Here is a 17,716-nt window from a genome sequence, read left to right as displayed (position 1 = left end):
GCGAATTTGCTTATTTTATTTATCGCGCGATTTCTTTCTTGACGATTACGCAGATCATTTCCGATTGCGTAGCCGCCATTAATACGGATAGCAGAATGAAAAACTGTGACGGCCGCAACGCGCCACCGGAGCGCGATGCGGCGCGCGACGATGGCCGGAGCGGCGTCGTTGCGCCCCGCGCGTTCAGCCGAAGCGCGCGGGCCGGTACGGATGGGGATCGATATAGGTCGGCGCGCCGGTCATCATTTCGGCGAGCAGGCGCCCGCTCGCGGGGCCGAGCGTGAGCCCGTGGTGACAATGGCCGAACGCGAACCACAGGTGGCGATGGCGCGGTGCGGGCCCGATCACCGGGCGCATGTCGGGCGTGCACGGCCGCATCCCGAGCCACGGCTCGGGATCGAGCCGCTCGCCGATGCCGAACGCGTCGCGCGCCAGCGGTTCGGCGCGCGCGAGCTGCACACCGGTCGGCGGCGCACCGCGCAGCGCGATCTCGACGCCGGTCGTGAGCCGCAGGCGGCCGCCTTCCATCGGCGCGACGACGAAACCTTCCTCGGTATCGCACACGGGCACGTTCAACGGCGCGCGCGTCGGCCGGTAGTGCATGTGGTAGCCGCGCTTCGCGCGCAGCGGAATCCGGTAGCCGAGCGGCTCAAAGACGTGATCGGACCACGGCCCGAGCGCCACCACGGCCGAGCGCGCCGAGATCGGCCCGTGTTCGGTACCGACCTGCCAGCCGTCCCCCACCTGCGCGAGCGTCTTGGCGTCGCCGCGCACGAACGTGCCGCCGTCGCGCTCGAACAGCCGCGCGTAGGCCTTGGTCAGCCCGCCCGGGCTCGACACGGTCTTCGGGTCCTGCCAGTGGAATGCGCCGCAGAATGCGTCGCTGATACCGGGCTCGCTCGCACGCAGCGCACGCGCATCGAGCACGGTCATCCGCAGCCCGTGCGCGTCGGCCACGCGCTGCTGCGCACGGGTTTCCGCATCGAACAGCGCGGGCGAACGGAACGCCTCGATCCACCCGCCGTCGTGCACGAGCGGCTGCGCATCGGTGCGCGCGAGCAGCGCGTCGTGCTCGACGACGCTCGCCGCGACGAGCGGCAACAGGTCGCGCGCGGCGGCCGCGAGCCGCTGCGGCGACGATTCGCGCCAGAAGCGCGCGAGCCAGCCCGCATAGGCGGGCAGCGCGCGGTAGTCCCAGTAGAGATCGACCGAGCGGTTGCGCGCGTAGCGCAACAGCGTGCCGAGCCGGCGCGGAAACGCGTACGGCACGACCGACGAGCGCTCGATCAGCCCCGCATTGCCGTGGCTCGTTTCCTCGCCGGGCGCACGCCGGTCGACGAGTGCGACGCGCAGCCCGCGATCCTGCAGATGCAGCGCCGACGACACGCCGACGATGCCGGCCCCCAGAACGATGACGTCGAAATCCATGGTTCCCCGTACTGCGTCGAGATTCGAAGCGACGCGCGCCGGCGCGGCGGCCGGCGCGCGGCGGTGGTTACTTCGCGACGATGTCGCGCTTGAAGTACTTCTGCGACAGCGCGCTGAGCGTGCCGTCCTTCTTCAGCGCATCGAGCGCGCCGACGATCTTCGCCTGCAGCGCCTTGTCGTTCTTGCGCATCCCGAAGCCCGTGCCTTCGCCGAGCGTCGCCGGATCCTTCAGCGGTTCGCCGACGATCTGGTAGTCGCGGCCGGCCGGCTTGTCGAGGAAACCGTCCTGCGCGGTCTGGGCTTCCTGCACGGCCGCGTCGAGACGACCGGCAACGAGATCGGCGTAGATCTGGTCCTGATCCTGGTACGACACGACGGCCACCCCGGCATTGGCCCAGTGCGCCTTCAGGAAATCCTCCTGCGACGAGCCCTGCAGCACGCCGACGTGCTTGCCGCGCAGGCTCGCGACGTCGGGCCGCAGCGGCGAGCCGTGCCTGGCGATCATCACGATCGGCACCACGTAGATCGCCGGCGTGAAGTCGATGCTCTGCCGGCGCTTCGACGTGATGTTCATCGCCGAGTTGATCGCGTCGAACTTGCGCGCCTGCAGTGCCGGGATCAGGCCGTCGAACGAATTCTCGACCCAGACGCATTTCATGTTCAGCTTCGCGCACACCGCGTTGCCGATGTCGACGTCGAAACCCTGCAGCTGGCCGGCCGGCGTCTTGCTCTCGAACGGCGGATAGGCGGCTTCGATCCCGAAGCGCAACGTGGTCTGATCCGCGTGGGCCGTGACGGCCGCGCAGGCAAGCGCCGCAGCGGCGCAGAGGGAGAGCTTCCAGTTCATGACGGTCCTTCCGTTCTGGATTGAGGCGATGAGGATCGGTCGCACGACGGCCTCGGCCGGGCGCCGGATCGGCATTCGAAGCAGGCGGCCGCCACGCGGCGACGCGTCGTATCCTGCACGCGAAATATAGACTCAAAGTCTACTATAGACTATAGGGGATACGAGAATCGTGCCCCGATACACCGCCTCGAAATGCCGCCGACCACCCGGAATGCATTTGATTTATTGATGCTTTTTCAGCACCACGCGGCGAAATGGGGTCTCGAAAAGAAAAACTCTCCCGACTTCGTTTGTCTATATTAGACTTTTCGTCCATCACGAACACCGCCGGACATCGTCAAACGAGACAGTCCTGTCCGGCCCCGACCGGAGATGTCCCCATGACGCAAACCGCCCCGACCCTGCCGCTGACCGTCGACGAAGCCGCGGTGCGCGCGGCCCTGCCGTCGCTCGACGTGCTCGGCACGCTGCGCAGCATGTTCGCGTCGCTCGCCGCGGCACGCGCGGTGCAGCCGCCGCAAACGCTCACGCTGTTTCCCGACCAGGCCGGCGACTTCATCACGTATCTCGGCGCGCTCGCCGACGCGCAGGTGTTCGGCGCGAAGCTGTCGCCGTATGTCGTGACGGGCGGCAAGCCGATCGTCACCGCGTGGACCGCGCTGATGTCGATGCGCACGGGCCAGCCGCTGATGTGGTGCGACGCGGGCCTGCTGACCGTCGAGCGCACCGCCGGCACGACCGCGCTCGCGGTCGACTGCCTCGCGCCGCGCGACGCGCGCCATCTCGCGATCGTCGGCGCAGGCGCGGTCGGCCTCGCGCATCTGCGGCACACGGCGGGATTGCGCGACTGGGAAACGATCCGCGTGTACTCGCCCGCGCTCGCCGGCGACGCGGCGCAGCAGGCGACGCTCGCGCAGCTCGATCCGCGCGCCCGGGCCGCCGCGAGCATCGAAGCCTGCGTACGAGACGCAGACGTCGTGATGCTGTGCACGTCGTCGGGCACGCCCGTGCTCGGCGACGGGATGCTCACGCGCCCCGCGCTCGTCACGTCGATCAGCACGAACGTCGCGCGCGCACACGAGATCCCGCCCGCGTGGCTGCCCGACATGGACGTGTACTGCGACTACCGGCACACGACGCCCGCGAGCGCCGGCGAGATGCAGATCGCGACGGCAGAACACGGCTGGGACGCCGCGCGGATCGTCGGCGACCTGCCCGCGCTCGTCGCCGGCTCCTGCCCGGCACCGTCGTACGCCCGTCATGCCTTCTTCCGCTCGATCGGCCTCGGGCTGGAAGACATCGCGATCGCACACGCGCTGTACACGCACCTGACGCGCGCATGAGCGGCACGCGCGCGCGGGGCCGATACAATGGCGCAACCGCCGCGGCGGCCGCGCGCGGGCGCACGGGCATGCCGGCCAACGGTGCGCCGGCACGCCGGCCCGATGCGCTGCCCGGCCCCCGCCCACCCGAGATGGCGAACCCGATGCGCAAGAAGCAATCCCCCGTCAAGAACCTGCTGCTCACCCGCTATGCGCCGATCGCCGACGGTATCGCCGCGCTGTTCTTCCCGTACGCGGAAGTCGTGATCCACGACCTGCACGACCAGACCGTGCTGTATCTCGCGAACAACCTGTCGAAGCGCGAGGTCGGCGACGATTCCGCGCTCGAGGAAATCGATCATTCCGCCCGCGAGCGCGTGATCGGCCCGTACGAGAAGCTGAACTGGGACGGCCGGCGGATGCGCTGCGTGAGCAACGTGCTGTTCGACGACGAAGGCCGCCCGGCCGGGATGATGTGCATCAACTTCAACATCGCGGTGTTCGACGAGGTGCGCGCGACGCTCGACCTGTTCATCAAGGGCGCGGGTGTCGTCGCGCAGCCGGACGAGCTGTTCCGCGACGACTGGCAGGAGCGCATCAACACGTTCCTTCACAGCTGGCTGCACGAACGGCAGGTCGGGCTGAACGGGCTTACGCGCGAGCACCGGCGCGAGCTCGTCGAAGCACTTTATGCGGAGGGCGCGTTTCGCGGCAAAAGCGCGGCGAACTACGTCGCGAACGTGCTCGGAATGGGCCGCGCGACGGTCTACAAGCACCTCAAGCACCTGAAGGAAACGCAAGGCGACGCGTAAGCGACCCGCCCCGCGGGCCGGTTCGCCGCGACGCGCGGCGGCGGCCGGCATCGGCAATCGCTATCGGGACGCCGCTTCCGTGTCTATGCTTCGTGATACGCCGGGCGTCCGTTTCACACGGCCGCCCGGGCAAGCCCAAGCGCCGAAGCACAAAGTGATATAGTCCCGGTTACATTTTTTTGCTGCCCGGAACCGCCCATGACGACCGCTCCCGCCCCGACTGCCCGCCCGACCCTGACCGTCGAAATCTGGTCCGACCTGATCTGCCCGTGGTGCTGGATCGGCAAGCGCCGCTTCGACGAGGCGCTCGCCGCGTTCGCGCACGCCGACCGCGTCGACGTCGCGTTGCGCGCGTACCGGCTGATGCCCGGCCAGCCGGTCGAGCCGGTCGAGGCGATGCTCGGCGGCAAGTACCGGATGTCGCCCGCGCAGGTCGACCAGATGCTGCACCAGGTGACCGACGCGGCCGCGAGCGTCGGGCTGCGCTACGACCTGCCCGGCACGCTCGTCGGCGACACGCTCGACGGCCACCGGCTCGTGAAGCTCGCGGAAGCGACGGGCCGCGCGCACGCACTGACCGAGCGGCTGTACCGCGCGTATTTCTGCGAGCACGGCTCGCTGTTCGATCACGCCGAGCTGACCGAATTCGCGGTCGAAGCCGGACTCGAGCGCTCGGCCGTCGAAGCCGTGCTGCGTAGTGACCTGTACCGCGACGAAGTCGAAGCCGACGCCGCGCGCGCCGCGCAGATCGGCGGTCGCGGCGTGCCGCTGTTCGTGTTCGGCGGCCGCTATGCGGTGTCGGGTGCGCAGCCGGCCGACGCGTTTGCGCAGGCGCTCGACCAGGCATGGCGCGACGGCATCGTCGAACTCGACGGTGACGACGCGGCCGCCTGCGGCCCCGACGGCTGCGCACTGCCGGCGCGCTCGTAACGCCCGTCGCATCCATCGCGCGCGTCCCGCCCGGACGCGCGACTACGCTTCGCTGCTGCCACAAACCGGCAGGAAGCCTGCGCCGATGGGGTCTACAATGCATCCTTTCAAATAACTATCAGAAGGCTGCAAGCCCATGACCCACGGGATTCACGGCGAGAAGCGCTGGTACGCGCTGATCGTCCTCTGCCTCGGCGTGCTGATGATCGTGCTGGACAGCACGATCGTGAACGTGGCGCTGCCGTCGATCAGCACCGACCTCCATTTCACCGAAACCGCCCTCGTGTGGGTCGTCAACGCGTACCTGCTGACGTTCGGCGGCTGCCTGCTGCTCGGCGGCCGGCTCGGCGACCTGTACGGCCAGCGGCGCATGTTCCTCGCGGGCCTCGTCGTGTTCACGCTCGCGTCGCTCGCGTGCGGCCTCGCGCAGTCGCAGACGATGCTGATCGCCGCGCGCGCGGTGCAGGGGATCGGCGGTGCGGTCGTCTCGGCCGTCGCGCTGTCGCTGATCATGAACCTCTTCACCGAGCCCGGCGAACGCGCCCGCGCGATGGGCGTGTACGGCTTCGTCTGCGCAGGTGGCGGCAGCATCGGCGTGCTGCTCGGCGGGCTGCTGACGAGCTCGCTGTCGTGGCACTGGATCTTCCTCGTCAACCTGCCGATCGGCATCGCGGTCTATGCGATGTGCGTCGCGCTGCTGCCGCGCCTGCGCGCGCCGGCCGGTACCGCGCGGCTCGACGTCGCGGGCGCGATCACCGTGACCGCGTCGCTGATGCTGGCCGTCTACGGGATCGTCGGCGGCAACGAAGCCGGCTGGCTGTCGTTGCAGACCATCGCGTTGATCGGCGCGGCCGTCGCGCTGCTTGCGCTGTTCATCGCGATCGAGGCGCGCGCCGCGCATCCGCTGATGCCGCTCACGCTGTTCGCCGCGCGCAACGTCGCGCTCGCGAACGTGATCGGCGTGCTGTGGGCAGCCGCGATGTTCGCGTGGTTCTTCCTGTCCGCGCTATACATGCAGCGCGTGCTCGGCTACGGGCCGCTGCAGGTCGGTCTCGCGTTCCTGCCGGCGAACCTGATCATGGCCGCGTTCTCGCTCGGGCTGTCCGCGCGCATCGTGATGCGCTTCGGGATCCGTGGCCCGATCGCGGCCGGCCTGCTGATCGCGGCCTGCGGCCTCGCGCTGTTCTCGCGCGCGCCGGTCGACGGCGGCTTCGTCTGGCACGTGCTGCCCGGCATGACGCTGCTCGGCATCGGCGCGGGCGTCGCGTTCAACCCGATGCTGCTCGCCGCGATGAACGACGTCGATCCGGCCGATTCCGGGCTCGCGTCGGGGATCGTCAACACCGCGTTCATGATGGGCGGCGCGCTCGGCCTCGCCGTGCTCGCGAGCCTCGCGGCCGCCCGTACCGACGTGCTTGCGGCGACGCACGCGCCGCTCGTCGCGCTGAACGGCGGCTACCATGCGGCCTTCGCGTTCGGCGCGGCGTTCGCCGCCGCCGCCGCGCTGATCGGCCTCGCGCTGCGCATCCGGCAGCAGGGTGCCGTCGAAGGCGTCGGCCCCGCGATGCACTGACCGGTGGCCGGCGGCGTCGGCCGCCGCCATCGAACCCGGGCGCGCACAGTCGCGCCCTTTTTACGCGCGCCGGGCTCGGGCACCCGCCCCCCGCTTCTCCAGGTCTTTCGGGCCGATCGGCGCGATCGCGCCGGCCACCACGCCCCGCCGCTGTTCAAACGCCTGTTTCACCCGCGCTCCGGATGCCCGCCCCACGGGCTTTCCCCACCGATTTTTAACGCAGTCGTACATCCACGCGCCACTTTTGCGACAATGGCGGACTTTGATCCACGCGCCGCCGCCGAACGCCGCATAACCGTCTGCTTCCGATGTCGCTTCCCCATATCGATCTGCTGTACTCGTTGTCCGGCCTGTTCGTCGGCATCCTCGTCGGCCTGACGGGCGTTGGCGGTGGTTCGTTGATGACGCCGATCCTCGTGCTGCTGTTCGGCGTCCACCCCGCGACGGCGGTCGGTACCGACCTGCTGTACGCGGCCGCGACCAAGGCCACCGGCACGCTCGTCCACGGCCTGAAGGGGTCGATCGACTGGCGCATCACGGGCCGGCTCGCGGCGGGCAGCGTCCCGGCCGCGGCCGTCACGCTGTGGTGGCTGCATACGCACGGGATGAACGCGCCGGGCACCGCGCGGATGATCCAACTCGTGCTCGGCGTCGCGCTGCTGCTCACGTCGCTCGCGCTGATCTTCCGGCCGCAGCTCACCGCGCTCGCCGCGCGCAACCCGCTCGCGCCGAGCCCCGCGCGCACGCTGTGGTCGACCGTGCTGACGGGTGCCGTGCTCGGCGTGCTCGTGTCGATGACGTCGGTCGGCGCCGGCGCGATCGGCGTGACCGTGCTCCTGCTGCTGTATCCGGCGCTCGCGACAACCCGCATCGTCGGCTCCGACATCGCGCACGCGGTGCCGCTCACGCTCGTCGCGGGCATGGGCCACTGGCTGCTCGGCTCGGTCGACTGGTCGATGCTGCTGTCGCTGCTGCTCGGCTCGCTGCCCGGCATCGTGCTCGGCAGCCTGCTGTCGGCGCGCGCGCCTGAGCGGCTGCTGCGCAACCTGCTCGCCGCGACGCTCGTCGCGGTCGGCGTGCGGCTGGTGCTCGCGTAAGCGGCGCGGCCGCCCCTCACCCGCAGTTACCCCCCCTTTTCCGCCGGCGCACGATGCGCCGGCCCGTCTCCCGCTTCACAAAAAAACAGCCCGACCGGCCTGCGCCGATCGGGCTGTCGTCCATCCGGGGCGATGCGATCCGCGCACGGCCCGGCGGCGAACCGGGCGACACGCATCGCATCGCATTGCAGCGGGCGGTGCACGCCGCCCGCTGCGCTTACTGCCCCTGCTGCTGCAGCTTCTGCTGCTTGAGCTGCTGCGTGCGCATCTGCAGCTTCAGCACGCGCTGCAGCGCGGTGCGGTTGGCCAGGATGCCATCGTAGAAGTTGCCCAGATCGCCCTTCAGCGCGGTCCGCGACGCGTCGTTCAGGTAGATCATGTGGCCCGACGGGTAGTTCTTGATCGTCAGGTTCTGCGCCTTGAGCGTCGGATCGAGCGGCATCTGCGCGAGCGTCAGCTCTGTCTGGTGGAACGGCGTGACGGCGTCGAAATAGCCGTTGGCCGACAGCACCTTCAGGTCCGGGTTCACGCTCATCGTCGACGCCAGGTCGCCGGCCGTGTACAGCGTATTGCCGCCGCCCTTGTTCGCGCCGGTCGGGTCGATGTGGCTGAAGTCCCAGTTGTTGAAGACCTGGTCGTTCAGGTCCACGAACGACGACGTCGACGTGTACTTGAGGTCGGTGTTGATGTAGCTGTTCCACAGCACCGTGTACGCGCCGCCAACGTTCGTGATCGACGGATCGTTGCTGCCCGAGTTCGGCAGGATGTACGGCGCGATGCCCTTGCCCGTGAAGTTCGCGCGACCGTCGTACTGGCCGATCTGCGTGCCCGGCACGAGCGTCAGGAAGAACGTGTACGGCGGATTGTCGTCCGACGACGGCACGTTGCCGAGCGCGGCCGGGTTGCCGAACGTCTGGATCAGCGACGTCGGATCCGTGCCGATGTACGAACCCATCTGCTGCGCGGTCTGCAGGTTCAGGTTCAGGCGCACGTTCACGAAGCCGCCGTCCTGCGGGTTCGGCTTCTGCGCGAGCGGCGCGAGCGTGTTGTCCGCGTAGTTGCGGGCCTGGATCATGTACGCGTCGAGATCGGTCGGCGTCGGGTTCAGCGTCGTCTTCTTCCAGTAGAACGCGTCGGCCGCGAGCGTCGGGAACGTGCCCGGCGCGGACAGCGCGTTCGCGTAGTCGAGGATCGACGACTGCAGCGTGATCCCGTTCAGGTCGATGCCGTCCTCATGCAGCACCCACGACACGACCGCGCTGCGCGCGGTGCCGTACGACTCGCCGTACAGGAACTTCGGCGAGTTCCAGCGCGAGTACTTGGTCAGGTAGCGCTGGATGAAGCGGTCGATCGAGCGGGCATCCTGGTCGGTGCCCCAGAAGTCCTTGTTCTTGGCCGGGGCGATCGCCGCCGAGTAACCGGTGCCGACCGGGTTGATGAACACGAGGTCGGTACGGTCGAGCAGGCTGTCCGGGTTGTCGAGCAGCTTGTACGGCGCGGGCGGCGTGAAGTTCGGGAACGACGACTGCAGGCGCTTCGGCCCGTACGAGCCGAGCAGCAGGTAGACCGACGACGAGCCGGGGCCGCCGTTGTAGAAGAACGTGACCGGGCGCGGCTTCGACGGATCGGGATTGTCCTGCGTGTACGCGACGTAGAACATCTTCGCGTTCGGCGCCGACGTGGTCGGGTCGATCGTCGTCAGGTGGCCGGTGGTGGCCGTGTAGTTGATGGTCTTGCCGCCGACCGTGACCGTGCGGTGCACGACGGCCGCCCCTTCCGTGGAATCCGTGACCGCGTCGTTCGGCCCGGTGCCGTACACGTCGTTGTCGACGTACGGCTGGTCGACCGGCGTGGCATTCGTTGCGTTGGTGCTGGCCGACGTGCTGCCGTTGGACGTCGTCGCGGCCGCGTTGGCGGCCGCGGCCGGGCTCGACCCGTCGTCGCCGCCGCACCCCGTGACGAGCAGCGCTGCGGCCGCCGCTGCGGCGAGCGGCACGCTCAGTGTCGTTCCGAATAGCGCGAAACCGTCTTTCAAGGACTTCCGTGTCGTCATTATTGCCTCTCGAACAGAACGATAAATACCGCCGGTCGCAAAGGATCATTTGCGCCGGCGCTCCGCACCAGGAATGCATTCGTTATGCGACGCACTCCGAGTTTTTTACCGGATCGGAAAATACCGATCGGCACGATTTACCCCACCCATATTTTTTTGCGACTGCACAATGAAATCCATTCCACTGCAAACGACAATTCAATAATCCGCAGCAATACGAATTCACTCAACGAATTTGCACTTGCACAAAATCGATGGCAAAAACATGCCCCGCAAGGCCCGCCCAACAAGGGCACCTCGCTTCGAACAGACGAACAATCCCCCTCGGCGAGGTGCCGATTAATCGCAAATCTGCGATCAATCGCGACTCGAGCCGATTTAATAAAATCGAAAGGATCGATTAACCAAATGGAAAGGAATGCCTCGTATCTAGAATTTATTAAATTAAGTGAAAATACCGGCGCATATTAGGGCCCCGATTTACCACCGTAAAGTAATAATTTGTTACGGCGCTCGCCATTCCGATAAAAGGCAGTGCGGGACCGATTCCAGACCACCCAAAAGAAAAAGCCGGACGACTGTCCGGCTTGGTGAGGGCGGCGCGGCGGACGCCGTCAGAGCGGCACGTCGATCGCGCCGGCGCCGACCGTGATCGCGTTCGCACCCGGCGCCGCCGAGATCGGCGGCAGGTTCGCGCTCGTCAGCGCGGGCGCGGCGCCCGGCGTTCCGCCGCGCGGCACCGTGCGGATCACCTGCGACGGCGGCAGCGGCGCGCCGTTCTTCAGGTGCTTCCACATCAGGTTCAGCGCCTGCAGGTTGTAGTAGTGAACCGGCACGAAGCGCGTGTCGAAGCCCGGCACCGGCAGGAACGCGTCGAAATGCTGGCCGTTCGTCACCTCGTAGAACACGAGCTGGCTGCGCCCGCCTTCGCTGATGCCGTTCTGCGCGACATACGCGCGCGATGCGTGGTTCACGGGCACGAGCGCATCGCTGCGGCCCTGCACGATGATTGCCGGCTTGCCCTGCAGGTTCGCGTTCACGCGCACCGCGTCGACGTTCGCGGGCATCCCGAGCATCCCGTTCGTCCACAGCTGGCGCAGGCACAACGCGCCCGCGAAGCTCGCATCGGGCGTCGCGAGCCGGTGGTCGACGCCCGCACCCGTGTTGAACACGAGGTCGATGCCGGCCGTGGGCGGCACGCCGTTGCCGACGCCGAACACGGCCGGCATCGGCGACGTGGCGGGCGCGGCGACAGCGCCCGTCGCCGGGTTCGTCGTCGCGAAGCTGAAATTGCACAGGTTGTCGGTAACGCGCGAGCGCGTGTACGCGTTCGCATACGTGACCGCGATCGCCGGCATCGCCTGCGAATCCCACATCGGTGCTTGCAGCAGGTCGGAATCGGCGAGGTAGCCGGCCGCGTGGAGCTGCGCGAGCGCGTCGGCGGCCTGGCTTTGCGTATCGGCGCCCGACACGAGCCCGGCCGCGGCGAGCGTCGCGCAGCGCTGGGTGCGGATCGACTGCGTGGTCGCCGCCGGCAGCGCGCTCAGGTACGGCGCGCCGGCGAGCGACGCCGACGCGGCCGCGCACGGCTCCAGCAGGTTCGCGAGCGTCGCGTAATCGGCCAGCGGCCGGCCGAACGACGGCACGGTCTGGCCGCCGGAGCGCACGACCGCATTCGGCGCCATCCGCACGTTGATCTGCGGTTCGCCGACCACGACCGCGGTGATCCAGCCGCGGCTATCCTGCTCGGCCGCCGCGAGCGACGCACCGCCGCCATTGCTGACCGACGCGGCGATCGTCGTGATGTCGCCCGCGCGATAGCGTACGCCGTGGTGCGAGCCGTCGATCAGCGGTCCGAACTGCTCGTTGAGCGCCCAGTACGCGAACTCGACCGACTGCAGCGTCACGCGTCCCCAGTCCTGCTCGGGGTTCTGCTGCGAATGCGCGTGCTTGAACGCGTAGCGGTTCGGGAAGCGGGAATTGAACGTGGCGAGATCGCCGCTGGTGACGTTCGCGGTGAACAGGCTCGCGGTGCCGGCCAGCACCGCGTTGGCGAGCGTACCGTCGATCAGCGTGACGGTATCCGACATCAGCTCGTGCGCGCCGTTGCCGCCGCCCTTGTCGTTGTAGGCCACCGCGCAGCCGCGCTTGAGCGCCCATTCGCCGGCCGCGGAAATCGCGCCGTACACGCCGCGCGAACCCGACGACGTCGCCGTGACGATGCACGGCTGCGCGGGATTGAAGCTGGCGGGCACCTGCACCAGCAGCGTGACGTTCTTGCTGCCGCTGCCGTCGTCGGAATACGCGAGATATTCGGTGCCGGGGATCTTGCCTTCGCCGAGCGTGTCGTTGCCGTCGAGGTCGACGTTCGGCCCCCAGAAGCGGCCGTAGCCGCCGTTCGCGCTCATGTCGACGAGCGCGCGATAGTTCGACCAGATCGCGACGCGGCGCAGCTCGGCGCTCGTCGGCCGGGCGGCATTCGCGAAAGCGGGGGCGCTCGCCGAGCCGAGGCCGGTCTTGCCGAGGCCGGCCGTCAGCAGGTCGTCGCTCGCGCCGTCATAGGCCGTCGTGCGTACGCTGCCGGACACGAAACCGGGCAACCGGTTGCGCTCGGCCGACTCGTCGCCGTTACAGGCGCCGAGTATCGCAACCGCGGCCAGCGCCGCGCCGAAAACCATCCGCCTGCCCCACCCGAGTCTCGTCATCGCCGCCCTCTCGATATCGTTATCGGTCCGCCGCCGCTTCATGCGGCTCGCGGCCTCTCAAGCGCAAACGGGCCCCGGCATGCCGGGGCCCGCCTGAACACGGGCGCACGCGGCGCTCGCGCGCCGCGGCCCGGCATCACTGCTGCTGAACCGTCAGCTTGTTCGCGACCGACGTCACGCCCTTCACGCCCTTGGCTGCAGCTTCGGCCTTGTCGATCTGATCCTGGGCCGGCATCGTGCCTTCCAGCGTGACCGCGCCACCCTTCGAACGCACGACGAGGTTCGACACGTTCACGCCGGCTTCCTTCGAAATCGCCTTGCGCACCGCGTAGCCGAGCTTGCGGTTCGCCTTCTTCGCGGTCTTCGCGGCGGCCTTCGGCGCGCTGGTCGCGGCCGCGGGCGCTTCCGTTGCCGCCGCATCGCTCGACTGCGCATACACGCTGCCCGACAGACAGGCCGCCACGGCGGCGACGCCCAACGCTCTCAACACGATCGACTTCATGCTATCTCCTTATCACTCCGGAACGGCCGTGCACAGTACGGCCGGATACCCCCAAAAACAGCCGGCCCACGCGCGAACGGGCGGGACAGCCGGTGTTTTCCACGGCGATACGAGAGAGGCGAGACGGGCTGGCGGTCGGCGCACGCGAAAAGCGGGCCGGCCGGGCCGGACAGCCGCCGGCCGAACGCGCCCGGTCTGATTGCGTGCCGGGTCGCGCGCAAATCGGGCGCGGCTGCGTCGCACAATGTAATCCAGCGCCCGCGGAAGCGCAAAGCTTTTGACGCGGGCCGCGCGCCACTGTCGCCGCGGTGCCGCGCCAGGCCGCCCCACTCGCGCACATGCGGCGAAACCGGGTACCATCGCCGCGAGAATCCCCATCGTCCGCGACGACGGTCACCGATCCGTCACGCCAGCGTCATCCGCCGCCCCCATGAAGCCAGCCCGCCCTCGCCCGCCTCGCCGCATCCTCGCCCGCTTCGTCGCGGTGTCGTGGCGCGACCTCGCGCTGTCGATCGGCCCCACCGTGCTGCTTGCCGTCGCGGCCGTCTGGCTCGCGGTCAAGCTGATCCAGCCGGCACCGCCGTCCACGCTCGTGATCTCATCCGGGCCGCCCGGCAGCACGTACTGGAACGCCGCGCAGAAGTACAAGACGATCCTCGCGAAGAACGGCGTCACGCTCGACGTCCAGTCGTCCGAAGGGTCGGCCCAGAACCTCTCGAGGCTGTCGAACCCGAACGCGCCGGTCGACGTCGGCTTCGTGCAGAGCGGCATCGGCCCGAAGGAGCGCGACGAACACCTCGTGTCGCTCGGCAGCATCGGCTACGTGCCGCTCGCGATCATGTATCGTGGCCCGGTCGTCGCCCGCCTGTCCGACTTCAACGGCAAGCGGCTCGCACTCGGCGCGGAAGGCAGCGGCGCGCGCGAGTTGAGCCTCGCGTTGCTGAAGATGAACGGCATCGTGCCGGGCGGTTCGACCGAGCTGCTGCCCACCGCCGGCGAGGACGCGGCCACCGCGCTGCTCGACGGCAAGATCGACGCGGCGTTCCTGTCCGGCGACTCGACGCAGATCCCGGTGATGGCGAAGCTGTTCCGCGCGCCGGGCGTGCACGTGTATTCGTTCACGCAGGCCGAGGCGTACGCGCGGCGCTTTCCGTACCTGACCGCGATCACGCTGCCGATGGGCGTCTACGATCTCGGCCGCAACCTGCCGCCCGCCGACATCCACACGGTTGCGCCGACGATCGAGCTCGTCGCGCGCGACTCGCTGCACCCGGCGCTGTCCGACCTGCTGATCGAGGCCGCCCGCGAGGTGCACGGCCACGCGACGATCCTGCAGCACGCGGGCGAATTCCCGTCGCCCGTCACGCGCGGCTTCCCGCTCTCCGACGACGCCGCGCGCTACTACAAATCGGGCAAGACCTTCCTGTACCGGCGGCTGCCGTTCTGGGTCGCGAGCCTCGTCGACCGGCTGCTCGTCGTGGCCGTGCCGCTGATCGTCGTACTGATCCCCGGGCTGCGGCTCGTGCCGTCGCTGTACGGCTGGCGCGTGCGCTCGCGCATCTACCGCTGGTACGGCGCGCTGATTTCGCTCGAGCGCAGCGCGCTCGGCGAACACACGGCCGAGGAGCGCGTGCAGTTGCTCGACGAGCTCGACGACATCGAGGAGGCGGTGAACCGGATGAAGATGCCGCTCGCCTATGCCGGGCAGTTCTACGTGCTGCGCGAGCACATCGGCTTCGTGCGCGAACGGCTCACCGCGCACGACCAGGACCCGACGGCCAACCCGCCCGGCGCCGGTGGACAGCCGCACGCACGTGCCGACACTGCGCCGCCGCAGGCTGGCGATCCCCCCCGGGCGACTCCCGGTTCCGCGTGAGCGGACGATCCGCGATCATTGCCGCATGCGCGCGCCGCCGCGTAACATGGAGGCCGCCGCCAGGCGCCGCACGCCCCACCCACTGGAGATCGACATGACAACCGGCCTCGATACCACCCAGCCCGCCTGGTTCTTCGACTTCGTGTCGCCGTTCTCCTACCTGCTGCTCGAACAGCATGACAAGTGGCCCGACGTGCCGTTCGAACCCGTCGCCGTGTCGTTGATCGACCTGCAGCGTCACTGGGGGCAGCGCTCCGGCGCCGACGTGCCGGCCAAGCGCGTGTTCACGTACCGTCACGCGCTGTTTCGCGCGGAGCAGCTCGGCATCCGCTTCAAGATGCCGCCCGCGCACCCGTTCGAATCGGACAAGCTGCTGCGCCTCGCGATCGCGCTGCGCGCCGATATCGCGACCGTGCGGGAGATGTTCCGATTCATCTGGCGCGACGGCAACGATCCGTCGACGCCGGAAGGCTTCGCGGCACTGTGCGAGCGGGTCGGCGTCGGCCACGGCGATGAACTGATCGAGTTCGAGGAGACCACCGCGCAACTGGCCCGCAACAACGCCGACGCGATCGCGCTCGGTGTGTTCGGTGTGCCGACGTTCTGGATGAACCAGCAGCTGTTCTGGGGCGAGGACGCGCTGCCGATGGTGCTGTATTGCGCGCGCACGCCGAACTGGCTCGAATCGCGCGAGGTCAAGCGGATCAGCGCGCTGCCGAAGGGCCGTGCGTGATGGCCGGTATCACGCACGCCAACGCGCGGCTGCGGTAAGGTAAGGGTCTGTTTTCAAATGGAACGTGCATGCGAATGCCCGAAATCGCTCGTCCCCCAAGGGGACTTCCTTACGGGGCGCAGGCAAGAAGTGAGGAGCGCCGTTTGGCCGAGCCAAACAAGCGACGAGCGACGCCGCCATGCGGGCGATTTCGGGCATTCCCGTGGAATAAATAGTTAATTTGGGGTTGCCACGAGAACGGCCGCTCGCCACGTTGTGCTCCTTGCGAATACGTCAGTATTCGCGGCGTCGCACGCCTCGCGAGCGGCCGTTCTCGTGGCAACGCATGCACGTTCCATTTGAAAACAGACCCTTGGCTTCACCTGAATCACCCCAACCGATGGAAGACGACGACCGTACCGCCTCGCTCGATATCTGGCTCGTGCGCGTGTTGCGCACGCTGCTGCTCGAGCGCAGCGTCACGCAGGCCGCGCTGCGGCTGAACCAGACCCAGCCCGCGATCAGCACCGCGCTGCGCAAGCTGCGCGAGACGCTGAACGACCCGATCCTCGTGCGCGGCAAATCCGGCATGGTGCCAACCGAATACGGCGCGTCGCTGCTCGAGGCCGCGCAGCGCGCGCTGCGCGAGGTCGACTTCATCGCGACGCCGCATGGCGACTTCGATCCGTCGTCCGCGCGGCGCACGTTCCGCGTCGCCGCGCCCGACTACCTGAACGATTTCTTCATGCCGACGCTGATCGAGCGCTTTCGCGACGCGGCGCCGCATGCCCATCTGGAAATCGATTCGCTGAATCCCGCGCTCGATCACGCGGGGGCGCTCGAATCCGGCGCGCTCGATCTCGTGATCGGCAACTGGCCGAAGCCAGACCCGCAGTTCGCGCGCCAGGACCTGTTCTCCGACACGATCGTGTGCCTGATGCGCGATGCGCATCCGCTCGCACGCGTGCCGCTCACGCGTGAAGCGTATGCGTCGGCCGCGCACGTCGCGCCGACGCCGTACACCGGCGACAAGCGCAACGCGATCGAGATCGGCCTCGCTCGCGCGCGCCTCACGCGGCGCATCGTGACGACGCTGCCGTATTTCGGGATCGTCCCGCAGGTGCTGCTGCAGTCGGACCTGATCTTCACGACGACGCGCCGCTTCGCGACGCACTATGCGCAGCTGCTGCCGCTCGTGGTCGTCACGCCGCCCGTGCCGTTCCCGCGCATCAAGAGCTACCTGCTCACGCATCCGCAGCCCGACCGCCCGACCGACATCGCGTGGCTGTGCGCGCTGATGCAGAGCGTGTCCGACGAGCTGACGGTTCCCCGCAGCCGCAAGCGCTGAGCCGCGGCACCAAGCGCGGCACGGCCGCTCGAGTTCAGGCCGTGCAGAAGGTTTCCTGCAGATGGGTCCAGCGCACGACGCCCGCCGCGTCGCGCTCGAACACGGCGGTTGCACGGCGCGCGGGCAGTTCGCCCGAAGCCGCGTGCTGCGCTTCGAGATAGGTGAGCGTCGCATGCGACGCGTCGGCTGCGAGCACGCGCGTGTCCGACAGCGTGATGCGCAGCCCCGGCTTCGCGCCGGCGAGCTTGGCGAACAGTGCGCGCGTACCGTCGTGGTCGATCTCGCGGCCGTCGGTCAGGATCATCGTGAAATCGGCGGAGAACGGCGCGAGCATCGCGTCGAGCGCCTCGGGCGCGGTATCGAGGCCGGATAGCCAGCGCTCGATGGCGACGAGGCTCGATTCGAGCGTGTCGAGATAAACCTGATGATCGGACATGGCACGTGCACGGTAAGGCGCGGCCCGATGCCGCGCGTCGTCGTGCAGTGTATGCAAAAACGCGCGGCCCTGCGC

The 17,716-nt window shown here is 68.5% G+C and carries 14 protein-coding genes; 8 read left to right on the top strand and 6 right to left on the bottom strand.

All coding sequences use genetic code 11. The features are described from left to right. Positions 1 to 183 precede the first annotated feature (183 nt). On the bottom strand, positions 184 to 1,428 hold the full coding sequence (locus ACN8ZM_RS04180; RefSeq protein ID WP_089450008.1) for an NAD(P)/FAD-dependent oxidoreductase: 1,245 nt from the start codon (positions 1,426 to 1,428) through the stop codon (positions 184 to 186). Between the two features lie 67 nt (positions 1,429 to 1,495). Next, positions 1,496 to 2,275: an ABC transporter substrate-binding protein gene (locus tag ACN8ZM_RS04175; RefSeq protein ID WP_089450007.1), complete on the bottom strand. Its 780-nt coding sequence runs from the start codon at positions 2,273 to 2,275 to the stop codon at positions 1,496 to 1,498. 380 nt (positions 2,276 to 2,655) lie between these two features. On the opposite strand from ACN8ZM_RS04175, the gene ACN8ZM_RS04170 reads away from it, so the two are divergent. The 5 genes from ACN8ZM_RS04170 (at position 2,656) to ACN8ZM_RS04150 (ending at position 8,009) form a co-directional block, all read left to right on the top strand. After that, a complete protein-coding gene (locus tag ACN8ZM_RS04170) occupies positions 2,656 to 3,618 on the top strand; it encodes an ornithine cyclodeaminase family protein (protein WP_420210611.1) in 963 nt (320 codons plus the stop codon). After that, on the top strand, positions 3,615 to 4,409 hold the full coding sequence (locus ACN8ZM_RS04165; RefSeq protein ID WP_043189322.1) for a helix-turn-helix transcriptional regulator: 795 nt from the start codon (positions 3,615 to 3,617) through the stop codon (positions 4,407 to 4,409). The genes ACN8ZM_RS04170 and ACN8ZM_RS04165 overlap by 4 nt, the downstream gene beginning before the upstream one ends. 198 nt (positions 4,410 to 4,607) lie before the next feature. Then, positions 4,608 to 5,339: a DsbA family oxidoreductase gene (locus ACN8ZM_RS04160; protein ID WP_420210610.1), complete on the top strand. Its 732-nt coding sequence runs from the start codon at positions 4,608 to 4,610 to the stop codon at positions 5,337 to 5,339. Positions 5,340 to 5,475: 136 nt separating this feature from the next. Further along, complete coding sequence (locus ACN8ZM_RS04155; protein ID WP_420210609.1) at positions 5,476 to 6,912, top strand: DHA2 family efflux MFS transporter permease subunit; 1,437 nt, start codon at positions 5,476 to 5,478, stop codon at positions 6,910 to 6,912. Between the two features lie 308 nt (positions 6,913 to 7,220). Then, on the top strand, positions 7,221 to 8,009 hold the full coding sequence (locus ACN8ZM_RS04150) for a sulfite exporter TauE/SafE family protein (RefSeq protein ID WP_043189331.1): 789 nt from the start codon (positions 7,221 to 7,223) through the stop codon (positions 8,007 to 8,009). 217 nt (positions 8,010 to 8,226) lie between these two features. On the opposite strand, the gene ACN8ZM_RS04145 is transcribed toward ACN8ZM_RS04150, so the two are convergent. The 3 genes from ACN8ZM_RS04145 to ACN8ZM_RS04135 all read right to left on the bottom strand — a co-directional run bounded on the left by ACN8ZM_RS04145 (position 8,227) and on the right by ACN8ZM_RS04135 (position 13,269). Further along, complete coding sequence (locus ACN8ZM_RS04145; RefSeq protein WP_420210608.1) at positions 8,227 to 10,062, bottom strand: S10 family peptidase; 1,836 nt, start codon at positions 10,060 to 10,062, stop codon at positions 8,227 to 8,229. 614 nt (positions 10,063 to 10,676) lie between these two features. Continuing rightward, positions 10,677 to 12,767, bottom strand: a complete 2,091-nt coding sequence (locus ACN8ZM_RS04140; protein ID WP_420210607.1) for a D-(-)-3-hydroxybutyrate oligomer hydrolase — start codon at positions 12,765 to 12,767, stop codon at positions 10,677 to 10,679. Positions 12,768 to 12,903: 136 nt separating this feature from the next. After that, positions 12,904 to 13,269, bottom strand: coding sequence for a BON domain-containing protein (locus tag ACN8ZM_RS04135; protein WP_043189339.1), 366 nt, complete (start codon positions 13,267 to 13,269; stop codon positions 12,904 to 12,906). 430 nt (positions 13,270 to 13,699) lie between these two features. Here ACN8ZM_RS04135 and ACN8ZM_RS04130 point away from each other — a divergent pair, with 430 nt between their 5' ends. From ACN8ZM_RS04130 to ACN8ZM_RS04120, 3 genes are all read left to right on the top strand, one after another. Further along, positions 13,700 to 15,145 (top strand): TAXI family TRAP transporter solute-binding subunit, encoded by a 1,446-nt coding sequence (locus ACN8ZM_RS04130; protein ID WP_043189342.1) that lies wholly within the window; start codon positions 13,700 to 13,702, stop codon positions 15,143 to 15,145. A 94-nt stretch (positions 15,146 to 15,239) separates the two neighbouring features. Next, positions 15,240 to 15,878 carry a DsbA family protein gene (locus ACN8ZM_RS04125; RefSeq protein ID WP_301809487.1) on the top strand — a complete coding sequence of 213 codons (639 nt, stop codon included), beginning with the start codon at positions 15,240 to 15,242 and terminating at the stop codon, positions 15,876 to 15,878. Between the two features lie 379 nt (positions 15,879 to 16,257). Beyond that, a complete protein-coding gene (locus ACN8ZM_RS04120; RefSeq protein WP_043189348.1) occupies positions 16,258 to 17,205 on the top strand; it encodes a LysR family transcriptional regulator in 948 nt (315 codons plus the stop codon). 34 nt (positions 17,206 to 17,239) lie between these two features. Here the strand turns inward: ACN8ZM_RS04120 and ACN8ZM_RS04115 are convergent, their stop codons facing one another. Continuing rightward, positions 17,240 to 17,641, bottom strand: coding sequence for a nuclear transport factor 2 family protein (locus ACN8ZM_RS04115; protein ID WP_420210606.1), 402 nt, complete (start codon positions 17,639 to 17,641; stop codon positions 17,240 to 17,242). Positions 17,642 to 17,716: the final 75 nt, after the last annotated feature.

The sequence above is a fragment of the Burkholderia aenigmatica genome, from assembly GCF_048627025.1.
In the GTDB taxonomy this organism is placed as follows: domain Bacteria; phylum Pseudomonadota; class Gammaproteobacteria; order Burkholderiales; family Burkholderiaceae; genus Burkholderia; species Burkholderia aenigmatica.
The sequence above is the reverse complement of the archived record's forward strand: the minus strand, read 5'-3'. Positions and strand labels throughout refer to the sequence as shown.